Origin of the sequence: Micromonospora haikouensis, assembly GCF_000876225.1 — a bacterium.
Taxonomy (GTDB): Bacteria; Actinomycetota; Actinomycetes; order Mycobacteriales; family Micromonosporaceae; genus Micromonospora; species Micromonospora haikouensis.
The window spans coordinates 838292-861512 of the sequence record NZ_JXSX01000001.1; the positions used below are offsets into that span (position 1 = coordinate 838292).

Consider the following 23221-nt stretch of genomic DNA (forward strand, 5'->3'; position numbering starts at 1 on the left):
ATGCCCACTAGGCCTTCTGGTCATGCACGCCTCCCGATACCGGCCCATCCGGCACGCCGCCTATTCGGCGCGCCGGTCACCCTGCCGGGGCAGCGCGGCGGCCCCCGGCGCGGGCAGGTTGGCCAGCACCACGTCGAGGACCCGGAGCGCGCCCGGCTTGGACAGCGGGTTGTTGCCGTTGCCGCACTTCGGGGACTGGACGCAGGACGGGCACCCCGCCTCGCAGCCGCACTCGGCGATCGCGTCGCGGGTGGCCCGCAGCCACTGTGCGGCCGTGCCGTACGCCCGCTCGGCGAAACCCGCCCCGCCGGGGTGCCCGTCGTAGACGAAGACGGTGGGGGCCTCGGTGTCCGGGTGCAGCGCCGTCGACAGCCCGCCGATGTCCCACCGGTCGCAGGTGGCCATCAGCGGCAGCAGCCCGATGGCGGCGTGCTCGGCGGCGTGCAGCGCCCCGGGCACGTCCGCCGGCTCGACCCCGGCCGCCGCCAGCGACTCCGGGGAGAGGGTGAACCAGACGGCGACGGTGCGCAGCTCGCGGGCCGGCAGGTCCAGCGGGCGGGTGTCGATGACCTCGCCGGAGGAGATCCGGCGTCGCTGGTACGACACGACCTGGCTGGTCACGTCCACCTCGCCGAGGAAGAGCCCGACGGGCCCGGCGTCGACGTAGGAGCGGACCGACGCCACGGTGAGGGAGGTGACGTCCCTGGCGTGGGTGGACCAGTCGGGCTCCTCCGGGTGCACCAGCGCGCACCCGTCGTCGAGGTCCAGCGAGTCGACCACGTAGGACACGCCCTGGTGCAGGTGGACCGCGCCGGCGTGGACGAGGAAGTGGGCCGACCCGCCGTCGACGGTGCCGAGCAGCCGCCCAGTGGCCGCCTCGACCACGCAGACCGGGGCCCCTCCCTCGCCGCGCAGGTCCACCTCGGGGCGTTCGCGGTGCCGCCAGTACCAGCCGGTCGGCCGCTGCCGCAACGCGCCCGCCGCGACGAGCGAGTCGACGGCCTCCTTCGCGCCGTCGCCGAAGAGGTCCAGGTCGGCGGGGGTGAGCGGGGCCTCGGCCGCCGCGCAGGCGAGCTGCGGGGCGAGCACGTACGGGTTGGCCGGGTCGAGCACGGTGGCCTCGACGGGGCGGCCGAACAGGGCCTCCGGGTGGTGCACGAGGTAGGTGTCCAGCGGGTCGTCCCGGGCGACGAGCACGGCGAGCGCCTCGTCGCCGGAGCGCCCCGCCCGCCCGGCCTGCTGCCACAGGGACGCCCGGGTGCCCGGCCAGCCGCAGATCAGCACGGCGTCGAGGCCGACCAGGTCGACGCCGAGCTCCAGGGCGTTGGTCGAGGCGAGCCCGAGCAGGTCGCCGTGCAGCAGGGCGCGTTCCAGCTCGCGCCGCTCCTCGCGCAGGTAGCCGGCCCGGTAGGCGGCCACCCGGTCGCCGAGCCCGGGGACTGCCTCGTCGAGGGCGCGGCGCGCGGTGGCGGCCACCACCTCGGCGCCCTTGCGGGACCGGACGAAGGCGAGGGTGCGCACGCCGGAGGCGACCGCGTCGGCGAGCAGGTCGGCGGTCTCGCGCAGCGCCGACCGGCGCACCGGCGCGAGGTCGCCGGCCCCGCCCGCCTGGCCGCCGGCCCCGGGAGCCTGGTCGCCGGGCAGCAGCGGCGGCTCCCACAGGGCGAACGTCACCCCACCGCGCGGGGAGGCGTCGTCGGTGACGGCCGCGACGGGCAGGCCGGTGAGCCGCCCGGCCGCCGTCGCCGGGTCACCCGACGTGGCCGAGGCCAGCAGGAACACGGGGGTACGCCCGAAGCGGGCGCACTGGCGGCGCAGCCGGCGCAGCACGTGCGCGACGTGGGAGCCGAACACGCCCCGGTAGGTGTGGCACTCGTCGACGACCACGTACGCCAGCCGGCGCAGGAACCCCGACCAGTGGGCGTGCCCGGGGAGGATGCCGTGGTGCAGCATGTCGGGGTTGGTCAGCACGAACCGGGAGTGCCGGCGGATCCACTCCCGCTCGGCGCGCGGGGTGTCCCCGTCGTAGGTGGCGGGGCGTACCCCGTCGAGTTCCAGGCCGGCGACGGCGCGCAACTGGTCGGCGGCGAGCGCCTTGGTCGGCGCGAGGTAGAGCACGGTGGCCCGGGGGTCGGCGAGCAGGGTGGCCAGCGCGGGAAGCTGGTACGCCAGGGACTTGCCGGACGCCGTGCCGGTGGCGACGACGACGTGCGTGCCCGCGTACGCCAGGTCGGCGGCCTCGGCCTGGTGCCGCCACGGCGCGACGACGCCGCGGCGGGCGAACGCCGCGCGCAGTTCCTCGGGGGTCCACTGCGGCCACGGCACCTGTTCGCCGGGCCGGGCCGGCACCCGCTCGACGTGGGTGACCGGGTCGGCGTCACCGCCGGTGCGCGCGCGCAGCCGACGCAGCAGCTCGGCCGGGGCCGCGCCGGGCGGGCGGTCGGGGCCGTGGCCTGCGGCTACGGTGGCTGCGGGGGGCATGTCTGCACTCTCGCACAAGTGTTCGGAGTTGACCGGCGGGGGTGTGGGTATGGGGGAGCCCTTCGCCGGTGACCTCGCGGACGGCCCCGGCGGGGATGGTTAGATGCCCAGGAGAGTTTACGACTCTTGCGAGGAGGACCGATGGAGCTGTCGCTGGCGACCCGTGCCGTGGGGGAGCACACGGTGCTCGAGGTCGGCGGTGAGGTCGACGTCTACACGGCCCCTCGGCTGCGGGAACGGCTGCTGGAGCTGATCGACGGCGGAGACCGGCACGTCGTGGTCGACCTGGGCCGGGTCGACTTCCTGGACTCCACGGGGCTGGGCGTGCTGGTGGGCGCGCTGAAGCGGCTGCGCGCGGCCGGCGGCAGCTTCGCGCTGGTCTGCGGCAAGGAACCGCTGCTCAAGATCTTCCGGATCACCGCCCTGGATCAGGTCTTCCCGCTGTACCCGACCGTCGACGCGGCGATCGGGGCCGATCCGACCGGCTCCGGCGCCTGATGGCGACGGTCCGGCTCTCCTTCTCGCCGGCCCCGGTGCACGTGCGCACCGCCCGGCTGGTCGGTGTCGCGGTGGCCCGCCGCGCCGGCGTCCGCGAGGACCTGCTCGACGAGGTGCGGCTGGCCATCGGTGAGGCGTGCACCCGGGCGGTGGCGCTGCACCGGCAGTACAACGTGCCGGATCCGGTGCTCGTGGAGATGTCCGACAGCGGGGCGTACGCGGTGCGGGTGGTGGACCGGGCGCCGATCGAGGCGAGCATCGGCCTGGCCGCGCTGGACGCCGACCAGCTCGCCAACGAGTCGCTCAACGAGGACGACCTGACCACCGGCGTGGGCTTCGCGCTGCTGGCCGGTTTCGTCGAGGATCTTCAGGTGCGCCCCGTCGAGGAGGGCGTCGGCACGGAGGTCCGCATGGTATGGCCGGTGGGTCGCTGACTCCCGGATCAACCCCCGCTGATCGCATGGTCAGTCGTCCCGACTGACTCCGCGCTCAACCCACTGATTGGCTGCTCAGGGCCGCACTCCCGACCGGGAGGGCGGCCCGTTCGTCGTGGTCGGGGCTTATATCAGAATTCTTCTCGTAACACAGCGACGAAGATCATCCGAACAGGGTGCCCCTCAATGTGACCTCTGGCACTACGGAGGGCTACAGTACGCGGGTTGTCAGCAAGTGATCCTTCCCGCAGCCAGCGGGTATGGGTGTTCATCGCTGGTCCGCTGGAGTGGGTTGGCGCGCTTGCGAGTCCGCATCCAGGCGTCGGTCCGTGCGTCTCCACCGGCCGGCGCGAGTGTTCGGTACAGGAGGACACAGATGTCCGGGACCATGGCCGCCGACGGCGGCGCACTGTCCCTTACCGGAGCCAACCTGACGTACGTCGTCATCGCCGCGGTCATCGCGCTGGTGGCGCTCGTCTTCGCCGCCGCCTTGACCAAGGCCGTGCTGGCAGCCGGTAAGGGCACCACCAACATGCAGGAGATCTCCGGAGCGGTGCAGGAGGGGGCCTCGGCCTACCTGCTCCGGCAGTTCAGGACCCTCGCGATCTTCGTGGTGATCGCCGTGGTGCTGCTCTTCCTGCTGCCGGTGCACGACACCGACGGCAGCGAGCTGGCGGTGAAGATCGGCCGGTCCGCCTTCTTCGTGGTGGGCGCCCTGTTCAGCGCGTTCATCGGCGGGGCCGGCATGTGGCTGGCCACCCGCGCGAACCTGCGGGTCGCCGCCGCGGCCCGGGAGGCGACCGGCGGCCGGGAGGGCGCCATGAAGATCGCCTTCCGCACCGGCGGCGTGGTCGGCTTCCTCACCGTCGGTCTCGGCCTGTTCGGCGCGGCGCTGGTCGTCCTGCTGTTCAAGGGCGACGCGCCGACCGTGCTGGAGGGCTTCGGCTTCGGCGCCGCCCTGCTCGCCATGTTCATGCGGGTCGGCGGCGGCATCTTCACCAAGGCCGCCGACGTCGGCGCCGACCTGGTCGGCAAGGTCGAGCAGGGCATCCCCGAGGACGACCCGCGCAACGCCGCCACCATCGCCGACAACGTGGGCGACAACGTCGGCGACTGCGCCGGCATGGCCGCCGACCTCTTCGAGTCGTACGCCGTCACCCTCGTCGCCGCGCTGATCCTCGGCCGCGCCGCGTTCGGCAACGACGGCCTCGTCCTCCCGCTGATCATCTCCACGATCGGCGTGCTGGTGGCGATCGTCGGCGTCTTCATCACCCGGCTGCGTGCCTCCGACCGCAACGGCCTCACCGCGATCAACCGGGCGTTCTACCTCTCCGCCCTGTTCTCCGCGGTGCTGGTGGCGGTCGCCTCCTTCGTCTACCTCAAGCCGACCTGGGCCGACCTGCTCGGGCCGGAGTGGCGGGCCAGCCTCGGCGTCGAGGGCGGCGACCCGCCGCTGGGCCCGCGCGGGGTGACCATCGCCGCCGTGATCATCGGTATCGTGCTGGCCGCCGCGATCCAGGCGCTCACCGGCTACTTCACCGAGACCAACCGCCGCCCGGTGCAGGACATCGGCAAGAGCTCGCAGACCGGCCCGGCGACCGTCATCCTCGCCGGCATCAGCGTCGGCCTGGAGTCGGCCGTCTACTCGGCGCTGCTGATCGGCGCGGGCGTCTTCGGCGCGTTCCTGCTGGGCGGCGGCTCCATCACGCTGTCGCTGTTCGCGGTGGCGCTGGCCGGCACCGGCCTGCTCACCACCGTCGGCGTGATCGTCGCGATGGACACCTTCGGCCCGATCTCCGACAACGCCCAGGGCGTGGCCGAGATGTCCGGCGACATCGACGAGAACGGCGCCCGGATCCTCACCGAGCTGGACGCGGTCGGCAACACCACCAAGGCGATCACCAAGGGCATCGCGATCGCCACCGCCGTCCTCGCGGCGACGGCGCTGTTCGGCTCGTACACCGACACGCTGCGCACGGCGTACTCGGACGCGGGCGTCGGCGACGTCGGCGCGGAGATCCTCAACTCGCTGAACGTGGCGAATCCGCGCAACCTCGTCGGCCTGATCATCGGCGCGGCCGTGGTGTTCCTCTTCTCCGGGCTGGCCATCAACGCGGTGTCCCGCTCGGCGGGCGCCGTCGTGATGGAGGTGCGCCGGCAGTTCCGCGAGCTGCCCGGGATCATGGACGGCACCCAGCGCCCCGAGTACGGCAAGGTCGTCGACATCTGCACCCGGGACGCGCAGCGCGAGCTGATGACCCCCGGCCTGCTCGCCATCCTCGCCCCGATCGCCGTCGGTTTCGGCCTCGGGCCGGGCGCGCTGGCGGCGTACCTGGCCGGGGCGATCGGCGCCGGCACCCTGATGGCGGTCTTCCTGTCCAACTCCGGCGGCGCCTGGGACAACGCCAAGAAGCTGGTCGAGGACGGCGCGTACGGCGGCAAGGGCTCCGAGTCGCACGCCGCCACGGTCATCGGCGACACCGTCGGCGACCCGTTCAAGGACACCGCCGGCCCGGCGATCAACCCGCTGATCAAGGTGATGAACCTGGTCTCGCTGCTGATCGCGCCGGCCGTCGTGGCGTGGAGCGTCGGCGACGACCGCAACGTCGGCCTCCGGGTCGGCATCGCGGTGGTGGCCACGCTGATCGTCGTGGCGGCGGTGGTGTTCAGCAAGCGCAAGGGCGTCGCGATGGGCGACTCCGACGACAGCGGCACCGGCGCCGGCAGCGCCGACCAGCGGCCGGAGACGGTCAACGCCTGAGCGGTGACACAGCGGGTTCCCGGCCGGTCCACCACCGCCGGCCGGGAACCCGCACACCCCTTGGCGGGCCCGGGGCGGCAAACCGACCCGTGGCACAACGGCGCGGAGGCCGTACGCTGCAACGCATGCGCACGTGCCGGGCGGCGACCGCCGGAAAGCTGACGGCGGTCCTCGCCACGCTGGTCCTGGCGCTGGCCGCGTGCGGCGGCGGCCCCAGCCCGCGGGCGTGGGCGGCGTCGGTCTGCGAGGCGCTCACCCCGTGGCGGGCCGAGATCAACAAGCTGACCAGCAGCACTCAGCAGCAGATGACCGCGCAGACCACCCCGGCGCAGGCGAAGGAGAACCTGGTGCGGCTCTTTGCCGGCGCGGAGGACGCCAGCGAGACCGCCCGTCGCAAGATCGACCAGGCCGGCGTCCCCGAGACCGAGCACGGCGAGGAGATCTCGACCCGCTTCCAGGCGTCCCTGGGCAAGGTGCGCGACGCGTACGGCCGGGCCCGGGACACCATCGACGGGCTGGGCACCGGCGAGGCCACCGCCTTCTACGACGGGGTGCGCACGGCCGTGGAGACCCTCAACAAGGAGTACGACGCCAGCGCGCTGGACACCAGCCGGCTCGACTCCGAAGAGCTCAGGCAGGCCTTCGACGAGGTCCCGGAGTGCCGCTGACGTCCCCCGACCGACCACCCGACCCGGTGCGGCAGCTCTCCCTGTTCGGCGCCGAGGCGGCGGACCCGTCCGTCGCCGACCTGGCCGGGCTGCTCGCCGGGCCCGGTGAGGTGTCCCGGATGGGCGGCACCGCCCGGCTGTCGATCGTGCTGGACGCCGCCTGGCGGGTGCACGTGCTCGTCGCCGAGCTGTCCCGGCGCGGCGTCGCCGCGACCTGGGAGGCGACTGCCGACGGGCGGCACCTCGTGCGCACCTCGTACGCGAGCACCCTGGCGCCGCTCGCGCTGGCCTGGCTGCTCGACCCGCCGACAGCGGGGGAGGTGAAGCGGCCGCCCGCCGGGTTCCACCTCAACGGCCGGCGGCTGCGGCTGTGGGTGGCCGCCGCCGGGGCGGCCGAGCCGCCCGGGTTCCTGCTCCGCCTCGGCGCGGCGGACGAGCACTGCCGGGGACCGGTCGGCGCGGCCCTGGCCGCCGTCGGCCTGCCGGCGGTGCTGCTCGACGCGCAGGCGGGCGGTCCGGCGTACCGGATCACGGGCCGCCGCCGGCTGGCCCGCCTCGCCGACCTCATCGGCGACCGCCCGCCCGCCGCCCCCGCTGCCGACTGGCCCGCCGCGCCCTGAGCCGGGCGGGCGGCACGTCCTGAGCCGGGTGCCGCGGCACGCCCTGGGCCGGGCGGCGCGTCGCTGGTCGGCCTCCTCCGGGTGTCCGATCAAGGACACTCCGGCCGTCGGACGGCGGCGGCGGAGCGGCTGGTCGGACCTCCACCGAGAGGCGGCGTCGTCACAGTGGCCCGCCCGAGGGCCTACCCACGGTGTACGGTGGCGCCGTCCGGCAAGACCGTCGCCGGTGCCCGGGGAAGCGGCGTGGGCGGTTTGCCGCCCGCGAAACCCGGAACGCGGACGGCGCGTTACGTTGGACATCCGGACCGCCGGCGGTTCCGGCGGACCGCGGGTGGTCCGCGCCCCGGATCGGCCGGCCACGAGCAGGAGTGAGGTCGCAGGAGACGTGCCGAGCAACGCCAGGACCACCCGTCTGGTCATCGTCGAGTCACCGGCGAAGGCCAAGACGATCTCGGGCTATCTCGGCCCGGGGTACGTCGTGGAGGCCAGCTTCGGTCACGTCCGCGACCTGCCGCGCAACGCCGCCGACGTGCCCGCCAAGTACAAGGGCGAGCCGTGGGCCCGGCTCGGGGTGGACGTCGACAACGGCTTCCACGCCCTCTACGTGGTCTCGCCCGACCGCCGCCAGCAGATCAGCAAGCTGGTCAAGCTGGCCAAGGAGGTCGACGAGATCTTCCTGGCCACCGACGAGGACCGCGAGGGCGAGGCGATCGCCTGGCACCTGGTGGAGACGCTGAAGCCCAAGGTGCCGGTCAAGCGGATGGTCTTCCACGAGATCACCAAGCCGGCGATCCAGGCGGCGGTGGCCAACCCCCGCGAGATCGACCGGGACCTGGTCGACGCCCAGGAGGCCCGGCGCATCCTCGACCGGCTCTACGGCTACGAGGTCTCCCCGGTGCTGTGGAAGAAGGTCATGCCGAAGCTCTCGGCGGGCCGGGTGCAGTCCGTGGCGACCCGGATCGTGGTCGAGCGGGAGCGGCAGCGGATGGCCTTCCGCACCGCCGAATACTGGGACATCCTGGCCACCCTCGCCGTGGCCAGGCCGGGCGAGGGGCCGCGCACGTTCAACGCCACCCTCGTCGCGCTGAACGGCGACCGGATCGCCACCGGCAAGGACTTCGAGCCGACCACCGGCCGGGTGCGGCCCGGCGCGGGCGTCGTGCACCTCGACGAGGGCGGCGCGCGCGGCCTGGCGGCCCGCCTGCAGGGGCGGCCGTTCACGGTCACCCGGGTCGAGGAGAAGCCCTACCGCCGCCGCCCGTACGCGCCGTTCATCACCTCCACCCTCCAGCAGGAGGCGGCCCGCAAGCTGCGGTTCTCGTCGCAGCAGACGATGCGCACCGCGCAGCGGCTCTACGAGAACGGTTACATCACCTACATGCGTACCGACTCGGTGAACCTGTCGGAGACCGCCATCGCGGCGGCCCGCCGGCAGATCGTCGAGCTGTACGGCGAGCGCAGCGTGCCGCCGGAGCCGCGCCGCTACACCGGCAAGGTGAAGAACGCGCAGGAGGCGCACGAGGCGATCCGCCCGGCGGGGGACAACTTCCGCACCCCGGGCGAGGTGGCCCGGGAGCTGTCCGGCGAGGAGTTCAAGCTCTACGAGCTGATCTGGCGGCGCACCATCGCCTCCCAGATGACCGACGCGGTCGGCTCCAGCGTCTCGGTGCGCATCCGGGCCGTCTCCTCCGCCAGCGAGGAGGCCGACTTCGGCGCGACCGGCAAGACGATCACCGACCCGGGCTTCCTGCGCGCGTACGTCGAGTCGTCCGACGACGAGAACGCCGAGGCCGAGGACGCCGAGCGCCGGCTGCCCAACCTGGTCAAGGACCAGCCGCTGACCGCCGACGAGCTGGCCGCCCAGGGCCACCACACCCAGCCGCCGTCGCGGTACACGGAGGCGTCGCTGGTCAAGGCCCTGGAGGAGCTGGGCATCGGCCGCCCCTCCACCTACGCGTCGATCATGCAGACGATCCAGGACCGGGGGTACGTCAGCAAGCGCGGCCAGGCGCTCATCCCGTCGTTCCTGGCGTTCGCGGTGATCGGCCTGCTGGAGCGGCACTACCCCCGGCTGGTCGACTACAACTTCACCGCCAGCATGGAGAACGAGCTGGACGAGATCGCCGGTGGCGACCACGCCGCCGTCGACTTCCTCACCGCGTTCTACTTCGGCAGCGCCAACGGGGCCGGCGACCAGGACATCGCCCGCTCCGGCGGGCTGAAGAAGCTGGTCACGGAGAACCTCAGCGAGATCGACGCGCGCAGCGTCAACTCGATCCCCCTGCACACCGACGACGAGGGCCGCGAGGTCGTCGTCCGGGTGGGACGCTACGGGCCGTACCTCCAGCGGGGCGTGCCCGGCGAGGAGCCGGCGGCCCACGGGGAGGGCGAGGAGGGCGGTGCCCAGGGCGACCGGGCGCCGATCCCCGAGGGGCTGGCCCCCGACGAGCTGACCCCGGAGAAGGTGCACGAGTTGTTCCTCGGCGGGGGCGGCGAGCGCAAGCTCGGCGACGACCCGTCGACCGGCGAGCCGATCCTGCTCAAGTCCGGCCGGTTCGGCCCGTACGTGGCCAGCGGCGAGCGCAAGTCGTCGCTGCTGCGCACGCAGTCGCCGGACTCGCTCACCCTCGAAGAGGCGCTGAAGCTGCTCAGCCTGCCCCGGCTGGTCGGGGTGGCCCCCGACGGCGTGGAGGTCTTCGCCAACAACGGCCGCTACGGCCCGTACGTCAAGCGCGGCGACGAGTTCCGTTCGCTGGACTCGGAAGACAAGATGTTCACCGTCACGCTGGACGAGGCGCTGGCCCTGCTGGCCGCCCCGAAGACCCGCCAGCGTCGCGCCGCCGCGCCGCCGCTGCGGGAGATGGGCAACGACCCGCTGACCGAGAAGCCGCTGGTGATCAAGGACGGCCGGTTCGGCCCGTACGTAACGGACGGCGAGTTCAACGCGTCCCTGCGGCGGGGGCAGACCCCGGAGGCGCTGACCGTCGAGGAAGCCTCCGAGATGCTCGCCGAGAAGCGCGCGAAGGGCCCGGCCCCGAAGAAGAAGGCGGCGGCGAAGAAGGCCCCGGCCGCGAAGAAGACGACGGCGAAGAAGACGACGACCGCGAAGAAGACCACCGCCGCCACGAAGACGACGGCGGCTGCGAAGTCCACGGCGACCAAGAAGGCGACCCCGGCGAAGAAGGCGACACCCCCCAAGAAGGCCACCACCTGAGCAAGGGCGGCAGGCTGGCTCAACCGGGCCAGCCTGCCGCGCGGAGAGCGGCGCGGACCTGGGCTACCACCTCGTCAGGAGTGTGGCGCACCGCCCAGGCTGGGAATCGCAGCACCCGGTCGCCCTCGATCCAGAGGTCGTTCTGTCGTCGCATGTCCGCCCAGGCGGCCCGCGGGTCGAGGTGCTGTCCACCGTCGATCTCCACGTGCACGCGCCAGTCGTCGAACCAGACGTCCAGGTACCGACGTCGGCCGCTGGCGTCGCGTCGCACCGCCTGCCGGGACGGCTCGGGCAGGCCGGCGCGGCGTGTCAGCCTGAGGAAGTCCAGCTCGGGCAGGGAGTGGGAGCCGCCTGCCGCATCGTCGGCTGTTTGGCGGATGAGGCTGCGGCGTCGCGCCCGCGGTAGCCGGTCGAGCACGCGGTGCAGGTCGTCGCCGGCGACGAGCCGCTGCTGGAACCCGGCCGCGATGATCGCCCGCGCGTCCTCGTCGGTGGCCGCCCACTGCGCGGCGTCCACCAGCGAACGTGCTGGCATGGTGCGACACGGCTGACCCACCCGTAGCACGTCCTCCTCAGGCAGGTGGGTGGTGCGGTGCAGAAGGACGCCGGGCGGAAGCGAGCGGGTCTGGTGCGCGGCGGGCAGGAGCAGGTGCACGGCTCGGCTGTCGTACCGGCGCAGGCCCCAGGCACTGGCGGCGGTAGGGCCGGCGAGCACCGCCGCCGCTCCAGCGGCCAGAACAGCTATCCAGCGGCGCTGGTCTGCGCTCACCGGGCCGTTGTGGGTGACGAAGACGGCGCGGTGCACCTGTCGCCACCGTTGGACGGTGACCCGGTGCCGGATCGCCTTGGGAGTCAGGAACCGCCGTGCCTGCGCCAGGCTGATCACATCGTCCTGATGGAAAAGCAACCAGGTCAGTTCGTCGGCGTCGTCCCCTGGCAGCGCCCGCGCCAACCGGGCCCAACCCCCACCGCTACCCCCACCCTGCCCCAGGCTCCCGCTCCCACTCCCGCCCCTCACCCCACCACTCTCCCCACAGAGGGATCACCTCTCCACCCCCTGTGGACAACCTCCGGATCTTGGTACGAATCCGCCCCCCTGAGGGCAATTTCGTACCAAGATTCGCGAGGCCCGTTCGCGCGGGGCGCGCGTCAGGTGCCCAGGAGAGTTGTCAGGTGGGGGCTTCCGAAGACTCTCTGAGGGTCCAGGCGGTGGCGGAGGGAGCGGAAGTCGGCGAACTTCGGGTACGCCGGGGCGAGCGACTCCGCGTCGCGCCAGTGCAGCTTGCCCCAGTGGGGGCGACCGCCCAGGCCGGCGGCGACCTCCTCGACGGCCCGGAAGTACGGCTCGTAGGGCGCGCCGACGTACTGGTGGACGGCGATGTACGCGGAGTCGCGCCCGTACCCGTGGGAGAGCCAGATGTCGTCGGCGGCGGTGAAGCGCACCTCGACCGGGAACTGCACCTTGAACGGGAGCCTGTCGACGATGCGGCGCACCTCGGCCAGGGCCTCGGGGAGGGCGGCGCGCGGCAGGCCGTACTCCATCTCCATGAAGCGGACCCGGCGCGGCGTGCAGAAGACCGCGTCGGAGCGGCCGGTGTAGGTGCGTTCGCTGAGGGCCCGGGCGGAGGCCGCGTTGATCGCGGGCACCAGGCCCGGCGCGGCGCGGCCGAGCCGGCAGAGGCCGGCGAAGACGGTGTTGGAGAGGAAGTCGTCGTCGAGCCAGGCCCGCCAGCGGGGCAGCGGCCGGTCGTCGGCGGGCACCCGGTCGTTGGTCTTGAGCTGCACCCGGTCGGTGTAGGGGAACCAGAAGAACTCGGCGTGGTCGTGCGCGGCGATCAGTGACGGCAGGTCGGCGAGGACGTCGTCGAGGGCGGCGGGGCGCTCGTGGGCGCGCAGCACGAAGGCGTCCACGACGCGCAGGGTCACCTCGGTCAGCACGCCGAGGGCACCGAGGGAGACGCGGGCGGCGGCGAAGACGTCCGGGTGCTCGTCGGCGGAGCAGCGCAGCACCTCTCCGGTGCCGGTGACCAGGGTGAGCGCCTCGACGAAGGTCGACAGGCAGCCGTACGCCGCGCCGGTGCCGTGGGTGCCGGTGGAGATCGCCCCGGCGACGGTCTGCGCGTCGATGTCGCCGAGGTTGGGCAGCGCCAGCCCGTGCCCGGCGAGCAGGGCGTTGAGTCGGTGCAGCGGCATTCCTGCCGGTACGGTGACCAGGCGTCGGTCGCGGTCGACCCGGATTTCGGTGTCGAGGTCGGTCAGCTCCATCCGGTGGCCGTCGGCGCACGCCACGGCCGTGAAGGAGTGGCCGCTGCCGACGGGCCGGATCCGCTCGCCGGCGTCGGCGGCGGCCTGGACGGCGGCGGTGACGTCGGCGATCGTACGGGGGCGGAGGATGGTGGTGGCGGTGCTGCGCTGGTTGCCGGCCCAGTTGCTCCAGTGGGGGCTCGGCGGGGTCGTGCTGCCCATGCGCGCTCCTCGACGTGAACGTGAGATGTCTTCATATCAGGAACGTTGTGCCTGGTAAATACCGCAATCCAGGTCCGCTCGTTGTACCGGTAGTCACGTACTCGTGACGTGCAGATATGTTCATCCGTCGAAGGGGGGTGGCGCCGAGTGTCCACACCAGCCGCCACGACCGGGCCGTTGCGCCGGGTGCCGGTCCAGGGTCGAAGCGTCGCGCGGGTCCAGCGGATGCTGGACGCCTGCGCCGAACTCGTCGACGAGGTGGGGTACGAGGGACTGACCACGACCCTGCTCGCCGAGCGCGCCGAGGTGGCGATCGGGTCGGTCTACCAGTTTTTCCCGGACAAGCGGGCGATCGTGCAGGCGCTGACCCTGCGCACGATGGAATCCTACCTCCAGCGGCTCGACGAGCGGTTCGCCTCGGACGATCTGACGCACTGGTGGGACGGCGTCGACGCGGGGATCGACGAATACATCACGATGCACCGCACCGTCCCCGGGTTCCGTACCCTGCACTTCGGCGACGTGGTCGACCTGCACCTGCTGGACGAGCAGCGGGACAACAACGGCGTGATCGCCGACCAGCTCGCCCGGGTGCTCACCGAGCGGTTCGGGATGGTCGACGAGCCGCGCCTGCGGTTCTGTCTGGAGATCGCCGTCGAGGCCGCCGACGCCCTGATCAAGCTGGCGTTCCGGCGCAACGCCGAGGGCGACGAGCGGGTCCTCGCCGAGGCCAAGGCGCTCATCCGCGAATACCTGCACCGGCACGTGGAGGCGTCGGCCGCCGCCGCTGCGGGCGTCACCACCCCGGCCCCCGCCCCCGCCTCCTGAACCGGCGGCGGCGAGGCTAGAGGAAGGCGTGGCCCTCCCCCCGGTAGGTGGGGACGGTCTCGACCACCCGGTCGCCGTCGACCAGGTGCAGCTCGTTGACGCGCTCGCACAGCTCGCCGGCCTTGGCGTGCCGGAACCACACCCGGTCGCCGACGCGCAGGCCGGCCGCCGCCGGGCCGGTCAGCGGGGTCTGCACCTCGCCGGCGCCCTCCGCGCCGAGGAGCTTGAGCCCGGTCGGCAGCCAGGGGGTGGGCAGCCGGCTGGCGGCGGGCGGGCCGGAGGCGATCCAGCCGCCGCCGAGCACGGTCGCCAGCTCCGGCGTCGGCCGGCGGACCACCGCGCAGGCGAAGAACGCCGCCGGGGTGGGCCGCCAGGCCCGGTACGCGTCGAACAGCGTCGGCCCGTACAGGCCCGATCCCGCGGTGACCTCGGTGACCGCGGGATCGGCGCTGGTCGCCGCCACGCTGCCGGTGCCGCCGCCGTTGACGAACTCCAGGTCGGCGTGCTCGCGTACCGCCGACACCGCCGCGCCCCGGCGGGCCAGCAACTCGCGGTACGACCCGCGCTGGGCGGCCCGGATCGCGGCGGCGAGGGCCGCCCGCCCCGGCGGGGCGTCGCCCAGCCCGGCGATCTGCGCCTCGTACGACATGAGCCCGACCAGCCGGAAGCCCGGCCGGGCGGCGATCGCGGCGGCGAGCGCGCCGGCCGCCCGGGCGCTGTGCACCGGTGAGCGGCGCACCCCGACGTGCACCCGCCTGCCCAGGGGCCGCCAGGACGCGTCGAGGTCGATGCAGACCCGCAGCGCGGGCCGGCGGCCCGGCGGGCACACCGCGTCGACGAGGTCGAGCTGGTCGGTCCCGTCGACCATCAGCGTGACCGCGCCGGCCAGCCCCTCGTCGGCGGCCAGCTCGGCGAGCGCCCCCCGGTCGGCCGTCGGGTACGCCACCAGCGCGTCGTCGGTCACGCCGGCGCGGACGAGCCAGCTCGCCTCGGGCAGGGTGAACGCCATCACCCCCCGCCAGCCGGGGCGGCCCAGCACGCGGCGGAGCAACTCGCGGGACCGGACGGACTTGCTGGCGACCCGGATCGGCTTGCCGCCGGCCCGGGTGGGCAGCGCCGCCGCGTTGGCGTCGAACGCCGCCAGGTCGACCACCGCGTACGGCGGGTCGAGGTGGGCGGTCGCCCGTTCCAGGCGTTCGCGCAGTTTGTCGCCTTCGCTGGTCACGTGTGCACGCTAACTGTCGATCGGTCAATTGTGAAAGAGCCTCGCGTCTGCCGGACCGTCTTCCTCCCGGCGGCCCGGGGACACGGGCGGCGGCGGGTGGCGTCTGCGGCCTAGGCTCGGCGAGCAGGCACTGTCACGGGCGGGAAGTCCCCCGGCCGGGACTAGAGTGTTGCACCGGGATGCCCAACGTTGGGCCGGCACGTGGAGGTACGGCCATCGAAAGCCAGAACAGCGGCGAGTCGCCCGGCGAGTCGCCGTCGGCCGGCCCGCCCGGCGCCGAGGACACCGGCCGCACCGGCACCCAGGCGGGCGCTCAGCCGGCCGGGACGCAGCCGGCCGACCGGTCCGGGGCCGCCGCGATCCGCTCCGTGCTGCGCATCCGACCGTTCCGCCGGCTCTGGATCGTGCTCGGCGCCGCGTCCTTCGGCGACTGGCTCGGCCTGCTCGCCACCTCGGTCTTCGCCGCCGCCCAGGTCTCCGGCAGCACCGCCCAGGGCGCCGCGTTCGGCACCCTGATCGCGATCCGGCTGCTGCCCGCGCTGATCCTCGGCCCGGTGGCCGGCGTGCTCGCCGACCGGTTCGACCGGCGCTGGACCATGGTCATCTGCGACGTGCTGCGCTTCCTGCTGTTCGCCTCCATCCCGCTGTTCGCGCTCACCGGGGCCAGCGGCGGGCTGGTGGTCGGCTGGGCGGCGGTCGCCACCTTCCTGATCGAGACGATCACCCTGCTCTGGATCCCGGCCAAGGAGGCCGCGGTCCCAAACCTCATCCCGCGCGCCCGGCTGGAGGCGGCCAACCAGCTCACCCTGATCACCACGTACGGGCTGACCCCGATCGCCGCCGCGCTCGGCCTCGCCCTGCTCGACCGCAGCGTCCGGGCGGCCACCGGCGGGGAGATGCCGTCCTGGGCCGAGCCGGCGCAGCTCGCGCTCTGGTTCAACGCGTTCTCCCGGCTCGCCACCGCCCTGGTCGTCGCCTTCGGGATCAAGGAGATCAGCCAGGCGCAGGCCGGCGAGGCCGCGCGCACCGAACAGGGCGTCATGCGCCAGTTCACCGAGGGCTGGAAATACATCGGCCAGACCCCGCTGGTCCGTGGCCTGGTGCTCGGCATCTTCGGCGCGTTCGCCGGCGGCGGCATCGTGATCGGCACGGCCAAGTTCTTCGCCGCCTCGCTCGGTGCCGGTGACGCCGCCTTCTACCTGCTCTTCGGGGCGATGTTCATCGGCCTCGCCCTGGGCATCGGGCTCGGCCCGATGATCGTCCGGGAGATGTCCCGGCGGCGCTGGTTCGGCATGAGCATCGTGCTGGCCAGCGCGTCGGTGCTGGTGCTCGCGTTCGCCGTGCACCTGTCCATGGCGATGCTCGGCGCGATCCTGGTCGGGGCGGGCGCGGGCATGGCCTTCCTCGCCGGCACCACGCTGCTCGGCGGCGAGGTCGCCGACGAGGTGCGCGGCCGGGTCTTCGCGGTGGTGCAGATCGGCACCCGGCTGGTGCTGATCCTCGCCATCGCGCTGAGCAGCCTCCTCGTCGGCGTCGGCGGCTCCCGCAAGCTGACCATCGCCGACCTCGGCATCTCCGTCTCCTCCACCCGGCTGCTGCTGCTCGCCGCCGGTGCCGCCGGCATCTTCGCCGGCATCAGCGCCTTCGGCCAGATGGACGACAAGAAGGGCGTGCCGGTCCTCGCCGACCTGTGGGGGTCGATCCGGGGCCGCCCCCTGATGCCGGCCGAGCACTTCGTCTCCAGCGGGCTCTTCGTGGTCTTCGAGGGCGGCGAGGGGGCCGGTAAGTCCACCCAGCTCGCCGCGCTCGCCGAGCGGCTGCGCGGGCAGGGGCGTGAGGTGGTGGTCACCCGGGAGCCGGGCGCGACCGAGGTCGGCGCGCGGATCCGCACCCTGCTGCTCGACGCGACCGCCGAGGGCCCGTCCCCGCGCGCCGAGGCCCTGCTCTACGCCGCCGACCGGGCGCACCACGTCGCCACCGTCGTCCGGCCGGCGCTGGTCCGGGGCGCGGTGGTGATCAGCGACCGGTACGTCGACTCGTCCCTGGCCTACCAGGGGGCCGGGCGGACGCTCCCCGTCGACGAGGTCTCCTGGCTCTCCTCCTGGGCCACCGGCGGGCTCAAGCCCGACCTGGTGGTGCTGCTCGACGTGGACCCGCACACCGGCCTGTCCCGGGTCGCCGCCCGCAACGAGGGGCCCGACCGGCTGGAGGCCGAGTCCGTCGCCTTCCACGAGCGGGTCCGGTACGCCTTCCTCGACCTCGCCGCGAACGACCCGAAGCGCTACCTGGTGCTGGACGCCTCCCGCCCCGTCGAGGAGACCGCCGCGCTGGTCGCCCGCCGGGTGGAGGAGTTCCTGGTCGACCCGGCCGGGATCGTGCACCCCCGGCCCGCCCAGGGGCCCGACACCTCGGTGCAGCCCGAGTTATCCGACTCGGAGCTGGTGACGATGGAGCACCGCACCTGATGCCGGACGTCTCCGCAGCCGAAGCCGCCGCGCCGGAAACCGCGGCCCCGTCGGAAGCCCTCACCAGCCCGCCGGGCGTCTTCGCCGACCTCGTCGGGCAGGACGACGCGGTCGCCACGCTGCGCCGGGCCGCCGCGGCGGCCGCCGCCCAGCTCCGGCAGGCCGCCCCCGGCGGTGAGCCCGCCGCCGACCCCGGGGCCGGGATGACCCACGCGTGGATCTTCACCGGGCCGCCCGGCTCGGGCCGCTCGCTGGCCGCCCGCGCCTTCGCCGCCGCCCTCCAGTGCGCGTACGGCACCGGGTGCGGCACCTGCCCCGGCTGCCACACCACGATGGCCGGCACCCACGCCGACGTGCGGCTCGTCGCGCCCGAGGGGCTCAGCATCGGCGTCGGCGAGATGCGTGCCCTGGTGCTGCGGGCGGCCAGCACCCCGTCCGGCGGGCGCTGGCAGGTGGTGATCATCTCCGACGCCGACCGGCTCACCGAGGCGGCCGGCAACGCGCTGCTCAAGGCCGTCGAGGAGCCACCACCGCGCACGGTGTTCCTGCTCTGCGCCCCGTCCACCCACCCCGACGACGTGTCGGTGACCATCCGGTCGCGCTGCCGGGTCGTACCGCTGCGGCAGCCCGCGCCCGAGGCGGTGGCCGAGGTGCTGGTCCGCCGGGACGGGATCGCGCCGGACGTGGCGCGGTGGGCGGCGGCGGCCGCGCAGGGGCACGTGGGCCGGGCCCGGCGGCTCGCCGGCGACCCGCAGGCCCGCAGCCGGCGCGACGCCGTGCTCGCCGTGCCCCGCCGGCTCACCGGGGTGGGCGCCGCCTTCGACGCGGCGTCCGCGCTGATCGAGGCCGCCGAGGCGGAGGCCGCCGCGTCCGTCGCCGAACTCGACGAGGCGGAGAAGGCCGCGTTGCAGACGGCGCTCGGCGCGGGCGGCACGGGCCGGGGCGCGGCCGGCGCGATGCGCGGCGCCGCCGGCCAGCTCAAGGACCTGGAGAAGCGGCAGAAGTCGCGGGCCACCCGCGCCCAGCGCGACGCCCTGGACCGGGCCCTGGTCGACCTCGCCGGCTTCTACCGCGACGCCCTCGTCGCGGCGCTGCGCGCGCCGGTCGCCCCCGTGCACACCGACGCCGCCGCGCTGGCCGAGGCGGGCGGGCAGAAGTGGCACGCCGAGGGGGCGCTGCGCCGGCTGGAGGCCGTGCTGGAGTGCCGGTCCGCCATCGAGTCCAACGTCAAGCCGCGCATCGCCGTGGAGGCGATGATGCTGGCCCTCTGGAAGGGCTGAACCGCCCACCCCTGCTCCGTCCACAGGGCATCGACAGGCCCGATTGGTGTGCGGTACGGTCCGGTGATGCCGTGGTGACCGTGGCGGCACACTCAGTGAGTGCACTGCCGGGAGGAGTCCGCGATGCCTCGGGGGGAGATCGACGAGGCCTGGATCGAGGAGGCGGTGCGGCGCTACCGCCGCATCGAGGCGTTGCAGGCCGAGTTCGACCAGGCGGTGGCGACCGTGGAGGTCACCGTGCGTTCCCCGGACGGCCTGGTCGAGGTCGCGGTCACCGCCGACGGCCGGATCACCGACGTGCGTTTCCTCGGGCCGCTGCACCAGCGCCACCACCGCGACGTGGCCGCCTCCGTGCGCGCCGCCGTGGCCGCCGCCGCCGACGCGGCCCAGTGGGCCCGGGAGAAGCTGCACAACGAGACGTTCGCCGCCTACCGGCCCCTCGCGGGGGCCTGACGTGGACGAGCTGCGCGCCCTCGCCGCCCGGCTGGACGAGGCCGGCGCCACCCTGGAGGCGCTGGCCCGCGCCGTGACCGCCACCGATCCGCCGCACCCGGCGTTCGGCGCGCACGTCCCCGGGCGGCCCGGCGAGATCGGCCGGGCCCTGCACCGGCGGTGGACCGACGCCACCGGCGACCGGGCCCGGGAGGCGACCGTCGCCGCGTCCCGCCTCGCCGCCGCCGCGTCCGCGGTGCGCACCGCCGCCGACCGCTACTCGGGGGTCGACGACGCCGTCCGCCGCCGGCTGGGCCGGGAGTTCTGATGGACGCCCTCGACCGCCTCGCCGAGCCGGGGCTCGACCTGCTCGACCGCGTCGACACGCTGCTCGCCGGCGGGGCACCCGAGGGGCACCGGCTCTGGCCGCTGCTGCGCCGCATGCAGGTGCTCCCCGGCGACGCCGTGCGGGGCTTCCTCGACCTGCACCCGGCCCCGCTGGCCGGCGCCGGCCACGCGGTGCGCGGGCTCGTCCGGGCGTACGACGAGGTCAGCCGCACCCTCACCGATCCCGCCGCCTGGTCCGGGCCGGCTGCCTCGGCGTACGACCAGGCGCGCGCGGTCCTGCTGCGCCACCTCGACGAGGGCCCCGAGAGCCTGGTGGGCCGGCTGGAGGCCACGGCCGGCTACGCCGACGCCCTCGCCGACTGGGTGGAGGGCAGCCGCCTCGCGTTGGCCCGCGCGCTCGCCGACGTGCTCGGCTCCGCCGAGGCGGTCCGGGTGCGCGCCGCCACCGCCACCGCCACCACAGGCGGGGCCGGGCCGGGCGGGGCGGGGCTGCTCGCGGCGGCCGACATCGCCCACCGGGTGCTGGCCGTGCTCGGGGTGGCGTACGACGGGGCGGAGACGCTGCTGCGCCAGTGGTCGCCGAGCCTCGCGGAGACCACCTGGCGCGGGTCGACGGTCGGCGGCCCCTACCACGGCTCCCCGCTGCGGGTCCGGTGACCGGGCGGTGACACGGGGGTGGGTACCGGGCCGCGCCGCGTCGTAGGGTGAAGGCATGGGCATGCTCTGCGCGGTCAGCTTCAACCGGTACGGGCGCCTCTACTACCTCGACCCGGGCGAGTTCCGCCCGCAGGTGGGCGACCGGGTGCTGGTCCCCACCGACGACGGCCCCGAGGTCGCGGAGTGCGTCTGGGCCGCGCAGTGGGTCGGTGAGGACACCGACGGCTTCCCCCGGCTCGCCGGCCTCGCCACCGACGACGACCTGCGCCGCGACGAGCTGCTGCGGCGGCGCAAGGCCGAGGCGAAGGTGGCCGCGAAGCGGCTGATCCGCGAGCACGGCCTGCCGATGAAGGTGGTCGCCGTCGACCACGTGCTCGCCACCGCCGACGGCGGCGGGGACCGCACCACCGTCTACTTCACCGCCCCGCACCGGGTCGACTTCCGGTCCCTCGTGCGCGACCTCGGGGCCACCCTGCACTGCCGGGTCGAGCTGCGCCAGCTCTCCGCCCGCGACTCCGCGCGGGTGCAGGGCGGCATCGGCTCCTGCGGGCGCGACCTGTGCTGCGCCACCTTCCTCACCGACTTCGAGCCGGTGACGATCCGGATGGCCAAGGACCAGGACCTGCCGCTCAACCCGCTGCGCATCTCCGGGGCCTGCGGCCGGCTGATGTGCTGCCTGAAGTACGAGCACCCGCTCTACCAGAAGTTCCAGGAGTCGGCCCCGCCCGTCGGCAGCCGGGTGTCGACCCCCGAGGGCGACGGCCGGGTCGTCGGGCACAGCGTCCCCCGCGACGCGGTCACCGTCCGGCTGGACGCCGACGGCTCGCGCTCCATGTGCTCCCGCGCCGACGTCTGCGGCTCCCGCCGCGCCCACGACCAGCGCTACGACGCCTGAGGACTCAGGGCTCCAGCACGATCGGCGGCTCGGCCAGGCGCGGGGTCAGCGGCTCCTTCGGGGTCAGCCAGGAGGCGGTCGGGGACCCGTCGGGGTTCAGCCGCCAGTCGCGGGCGACCCGGTCCACGGCGACCGGGTAGACGGTGAGCGTGCCGTCCGGGTCGATGCGCATCCGCAGGAACGCCTTCGCGTCGTCGATGCCCTGGCCGGCGAACAGCTCGTTGACGTTCACCCCGAACGCCGCGGCCACCAGCAGGTACGCCGCCACCAGCTCGGTGGAGAGGAAGCCGATCAGGGGGCCGTACACCACCGCCGCGGCGGCCACGGGCAGCGGCCACGGCCAGTCGTGCAGGGGCACCGACAGCCAGGCCCAGGTGCCGGCGGCGGCGAGCGCCACCTGCGCCAGCCCGTGCGTGACGCCGAGGATCCAGTGCCGCACGTGCCGCTTGCCGCTCGCGCTCGGCGGCTTCGCGAAGAAGACCGCGCCGAGCATCGTCACCAGCAGCATCGCCACCAGGGGGACGCTCAGCAGCCGCTGCTCGGTGCCGCCGGCCCGGCCCGCCGCCACCCCGGCCATGGCCAGCATGAGCAGGGTGTGCACGGTGCCCAGCAGGGTGCCGAAGCCCGGGTTGCGTCTCGGTAGCCGGGCGAAGACGCCCCAGCCGTACCGGCGGGAGCGGGCCCGGTCGGGGAACGTGGCCGCGAGGTCGTACGGGAGGCTGCGGCTGGCCCGCCGGGACAGGGTGTCGCGCGGGGGCACCTCGATCCGCTCGGGCAGGTGGTGGGTCGGGTACAGGTAGGCCCCGCCGCTGCCGCAGGTGACGAGCTGCCGGTCCGGGCCGGCGTACCGGGCGTAGTGGTGCAGGTCGCCGGAGACCAGCAGCCGCACCCGCGCCCCGGTCGGCGCGACGATGGTGCGGATGAAGTAGTCGATCGAGTCGTACGCCGTCGGGTGGTCGACGGCCTTGACCCACGTCGGCGCCGGCACGGCCAGGATCACCCGGCTGTCCGGCCCCAGCCGCTTCGCGACGGTGTCGAAGTAGGTGAGCTGCGGGTCGTCCAGGTATGAGCCGGACTGGTCGTCGAGGCCCAGCAGCCACCAGTCGGCGGGCAGTTCGACGGCGAAGTACGAGCGGGACTGGCCGGTGCCCCAGCCGCCGAAGTGCCGGTCCCGGGAGCGGACGAACAGCCGCAGGAAGGCGGTCAGCCCGTCGTACCAGTCGTGGTTGCCGGGGACCGCGAACAGCGTGGGCCGCTCGGGCGGCGTGACCGGCAGCGCGGCCTGGTACGGCCCCTTGCAGCGGTCCTCGTACGCCTCGTAGGAGGCCGACGGGTAGACCTGGTCGCCCCCCATCACCAGGGTCTGCGCGCGGGGCAGCCGGTGCCCGTCGACGGTCAGCTCCGGCTGGGCGAGCAGGTACGCGACCGAGTAGGTGGCGTCGAAGCCGTCGCCGAGGTCGGCCACGTAGTCCAGCCACAGCCCGCCGTCCGGCCCGACCTGGCGCTCGATGCGGGCCTCCAGCGAGTTCTGCAGCTCCCGCTTGTCCAGGTACGCCCCGAACAGCATCGCCAGCAGCGTACGCAGGCCGGTGCTGATCAGCAGGAGCGGCGCGAGCCACGGCACCGGCCTGCGCGGGGTGAAGCCCAACTCCGGCGGGTCGATGCTGCGCGGCCGGCGGGCCGTGCGGGCGAAGGCGCGCTCGTCGTCGGGCTCATCGAGGGGGGCCGGGCCGTCGATTGGGGTGCGATCGTCGGTCACCAGGCGCAGCGTAGTCCGGGCAGCGCCGATCCGCTGTCGGGTGTGAGCAGGGACGGGCCGGATGTCCGGTTGCCCGGGCCCGGTCGCACTGGGCCCGGGTGCCGGGCACGGGTGCCTGTCGCCGTGACTGTTCCCGTTGCGGGGAGGCATCCCGCTGTGGCGGCGGCCGGGGCGTGCCGTACACTTGACG

At 74.3% G+C, this 23221-nt stretch carries 18 protein-coding genes; 13 read left to right on the plus strand and 5 right to left on the minus strand.

Annotation, left to right across the window (positions count from 1 at the left end):
• Positions 1-60: 60 nt before the first annotated feature.
• Positions 61-2481 (minus strand): DEAD/DEAH box helicase, encoded by a 2421-nt coding sequence (locus TK50_RS03800; RefSeq protein ID WP_043961489.1) that lies wholly within the window; start codon positions 2479-2481, stop codon positions 61-63.
• A 141-nt stretch (positions 2482-2622) separates the two neighbouring features.
• Between TK50_RS03800 and TK50_RS03805 the strand changes: the two genes are divergently transcribed.
• The 6 genes from TK50_RS03805 (at position 2623) to topA (ending at position 10676) form a co-directional block, all read left to right on the plus strand.
• Positions 2623-2979, plus strand: a complete 357-nt coding sequence (locus tag TK50_RS03805) for an STAS domain-containing protein (RefSeq protein ID WP_043961490.1) — start codon at positions 2623-2625, stop codon at positions 2977-2979.
• Complete coding sequence (locus TK50_RS03810; protein ID WP_043961491.1) at positions 2979-3413, plus strand: ATP-binding protein; 435 nt, start codon at positions 2979-2981, stop codon at positions 3411-3413. Before TK50_RS03805 ends, TK50_RS03810 begins: the two co-directional genes overlap by 1 nt.
• A gap of 376 nt (positions 3414-3789) precedes the next feature.
• Entirely contained in the window at positions 3790-6174 is a 2385-nt protein-coding gene (locus tag TK50_RS03815) for a sodium-translocating pyrophosphatase (RefSeq protein ID WP_043961492.1), read from the plus strand.
• 125 nt (positions 6175-6299) lie between these two features.
• Complete coding sequence (locus TK50_RS03820) at positions 6300-6842, plus strand: hypothetical protein (RefSeq protein WP_043961493.1); 543 nt, start codon at positions 6300-6302, stop codon at positions 6840-6842.
• On the plus strand, positions 6833-7462 hold the full coding sequence (locus TK50_RS03825; RefSeq protein ID WP_043961494.1) for a hypothetical protein: 630 nt from the start codon (positions 6833-6835) through the stop codon (positions 7460-7462). Before TK50_RS03820 ends, TK50_RS03825 begins: the two co-directional genes overlap by 10 nt.
• Positions 7463-7847: 385 nt before the next feature.
• Positions 7848-10676: a type I DNA topoisomerase gene (gene topA / locus TK50_RS03830; RefSeq protein ID WP_043961495.1), complete on the plus strand. Its 2829-nt coding sequence runs from the start codon at positions 7848-7850 to the stop codon at positions 10674-10676.
• A gap of 19 nt (positions 10677-10695) precedes the next feature.
• On the opposite strand, the gene TK50_RS03835 is transcribed toward topA, so the two are convergent.
• Both TK50_RS03835 and TK50_RS03840 read right to left on the minus strand, forming a co-directional pair.
• On the minus strand, positions 10696-11628 hold the full coding sequence (locus TK50_RS03835) for a DUF559 domain-containing protein (RefSeq protein ID WP_052503817.1): 933 nt from the start codon (positions 11626-11628) through the stop codon (positions 10696-10698).
• A 197-nt stretch (positions 11629-11825) separates the two neighbouring features.
• Positions 11826-13142 carry a D-arabinono-1,4-lactone oxidase gene (locus tag TK50_RS03840; RefSeq protein ID WP_043961496.1) on the minus strand — a complete coding sequence of 439 codons (1317 nt, stop codon included), beginning with the start codon at positions 13140-13142 and terminating at the stop codon, positions 11826-11828.
• A gap of 225 nt (positions 13143-13367) precedes the next feature.
• Here TK50_RS03840 and TK50_RS03845 point away from each other — a divergent pair, with 225 nt between their 5' ends.
• A complete protein-coding gene (locus TK50_RS03845) occupies positions 13368-13970 on the plus strand; it encodes a TetR/AcrR family transcriptional regulator (RefSeq protein WP_043961497.1) in 603 nt (200 codons plus the stop codon).
• A 16-nt stretch (positions 13971-13986) separates the two neighbouring features.
• Here the strand turns inward: TK50_RS03845 and TK50_RS03850 are convergent, their stop codons facing one another.
• Entirely contained in the window at positions 13987-15195 is a 1209-nt protein-coding gene (locus tag TK50_RS03850) for an amino acid deaminase/aldolase (RefSeq protein WP_043961498.1), read from the minus strand.
• 179 nt (positions 15196-15374) lie between these two features.
• On the opposite strand from TK50_RS03850, the gene tmk reads away from it, so the two are divergent.
• The 6 genes from tmk to TK50_RS03880 all read left to right on the plus strand — a co-directional run bounded on the left by tmk (position 15375) and on the right by TK50_RS03880 (position 21272).
• The gene (gene tmk / locus TK50_RS03855) at positions 15375-17660 is read left to right on the plus strand and encodes a dTMP kinase (RefSeq protein ID WP_277814334.1); all 2286 of its coding nucleotides are present in this window, start codon (positions 15375-15377) and stop codon (positions 17658-17660) included.
• Positions 17660-18940: a DNA polymerase III subunit delta' gene (locus TK50_RS03860; protein ID WP_082106152.1), complete on the plus strand. Its 1281-nt coding sequence runs from the start codon at positions 17660-17662 to the stop codon at positions 18938-18940. The genes tmk and TK50_RS03860 overlap by 1 nt, the downstream gene beginning before the upstream one ends.
• A gap of 123 nt (positions 18941-19063) precedes the next feature.
• Positions 19064-19393, plus strand: coding sequence for a YbaB/EbfC family nucleoid-associated protein (locus TK50_RS03865; RefSeq protein ID WP_043961499.1), 330 nt, complete (start codon positions 19064-19066; stop codon positions 19391-19393).
• 1 nt (position 19394) lies between these two features.
• Positions 19395-19700: a hypothetical protein gene (locus TK50_RS03870; RefSeq protein ID WP_043961500.1), complete on the plus strand. Its 306-nt coding sequence runs from the start codon at positions 19395-19397 to the stop codon at positions 19698-19700.
• Positions 19700-20377 carry a hypothetical protein gene (locus TK50_RS03875; RefSeq protein WP_043961501.1) on the plus strand — a complete coding sequence of 226 codons (678 nt, stop codon included), beginning with the start codon at positions 19700-19702 and terminating at the stop codon, positions 20375-20377. The genes TK50_RS03870 and TK50_RS03875 overlap by 1 nt, the downstream gene beginning before the upstream one ends.
• 55 nt (positions 20378-20432) lie before the next feature.
• The gene (locus tag TK50_RS03880; protein ID WP_043961502.1) at positions 20433-21272 is read left to right on the plus strand and encodes a PSP1 domain-containing protein; all 840 of its coding nucleotides are present in this window, start codon (positions 20433-20435) and stop codon (positions 21270-21272) included.
• A gap of 4 nt (positions 21273-21276) precedes the next feature.
• Here TK50_RS03880 and TK50_RS03885 read toward each other — a convergent pair whose 3' ends face one another.
• Positions 21277-23181 carry a metallophosphoesterase family protein gene (locus TK50_RS03885; RefSeq protein ID WP_422119914.1) on the minus strand — a complete coding sequence of 635 codons (1905 nt, stop codon included), beginning with the start codon at positions 23179-23181 and terminating at the stop codon, positions 21277-21279.
• Positions 23182-23221: the final 40 nt, after the last annotated feature.

Bases quoted from the DNA above. Each gene is read 5' to 3' on its own strand.
- TK50_RS03880 (WP_043961502.1), top strand. From the start codon at position 20,433: ATGGGCATGCTCTGCGCGGTCAGCTTCAACCGGTACGGGCGCCTCTAC.
- TK50_RS03810 (WP_043961491.1), top strand. From the start codon at position 2,979: ATGGCGACGGTCCGGCTCTCCTTCTCGCCGGCCCCGGTGCACGTGCGC.
- TK50_RS03815 (WP_043961492.1), top strand. From the start codon at position 3,790: ATGTCCGGGACCATGGCCGCCGACGGCGGCGCACTGTCCCTTACCGGA.
- TK50_RS03805 (WP_043961490.1), top strand. From the start codon at position 2,623: ATGGAGCTGTCGCTGGCGACCCGTGCCGTGGGGGAGCACACGGTGCTC.
- TK50_RS03845 (WP_043961497.1), top strand. From the start codon at position 13,368: ATGCTGGACGCCTGCGCCGAACTCGTCGACGAGGTGGGGTACGAGGGA.
- TK50_RS03865 (WP_043961499.1), top strand. From the start codon at position 19,064: ATGCCTCGGGGGGAGATCGACGAGGCCTGGATCGAGGAGGCGGTGCGG.
- TK50_RS03800 (WP_043961489.1), bottom strand. From the start codon at position 2,481: ATGCCCCCCGCAGCCACCGTAGCCGCAGGCCACGGCCCCGACCGCCCG.
- TK50_RS03820 (WP_043961493.1), top strand. From the start codon at position 6,300: ATGCGCACGTGCCGGGCGGCGACCGCCGGAAAGCTGACGGCGGTCCTC.
- TK50_RS03840 (WP_043961496.1), bottom strand. From the start codon at position 13,142: ATGGGCAGCACGACCCCGCCGAGCCCCCACTGGAGCAACTGGGCCGGC.
- tmk (WP_277814334.1), top strand. From the start codon at position 15,375: ATGCCCAACGTTGGGCCGGCACGTGGAGGTACGGCCATCGAAAGCCAG.
- TK50_RS03860 (WP_082106152.1), top strand. From the start codon at position 17,660: ATGCCGGACGTCTCCGCAGCCGAAGCCGCCGCGCCGGAAACCGCGGCC.
- TK50_RS03875 (WP_043961501.1), top strand. From the start codon at position 19,700: ATGGACGCCCTCGACCGCCTCGCCGAGCCGGGGCTCGACCTGCTCGAC.
- TK50_RS03885 (WP_422119914.1), bottom strand. From the start codon at position 23,181: ATGCCTCCCCGCAACGGGAACAGTCACGGCGACAGGCACCCGTGCCCG.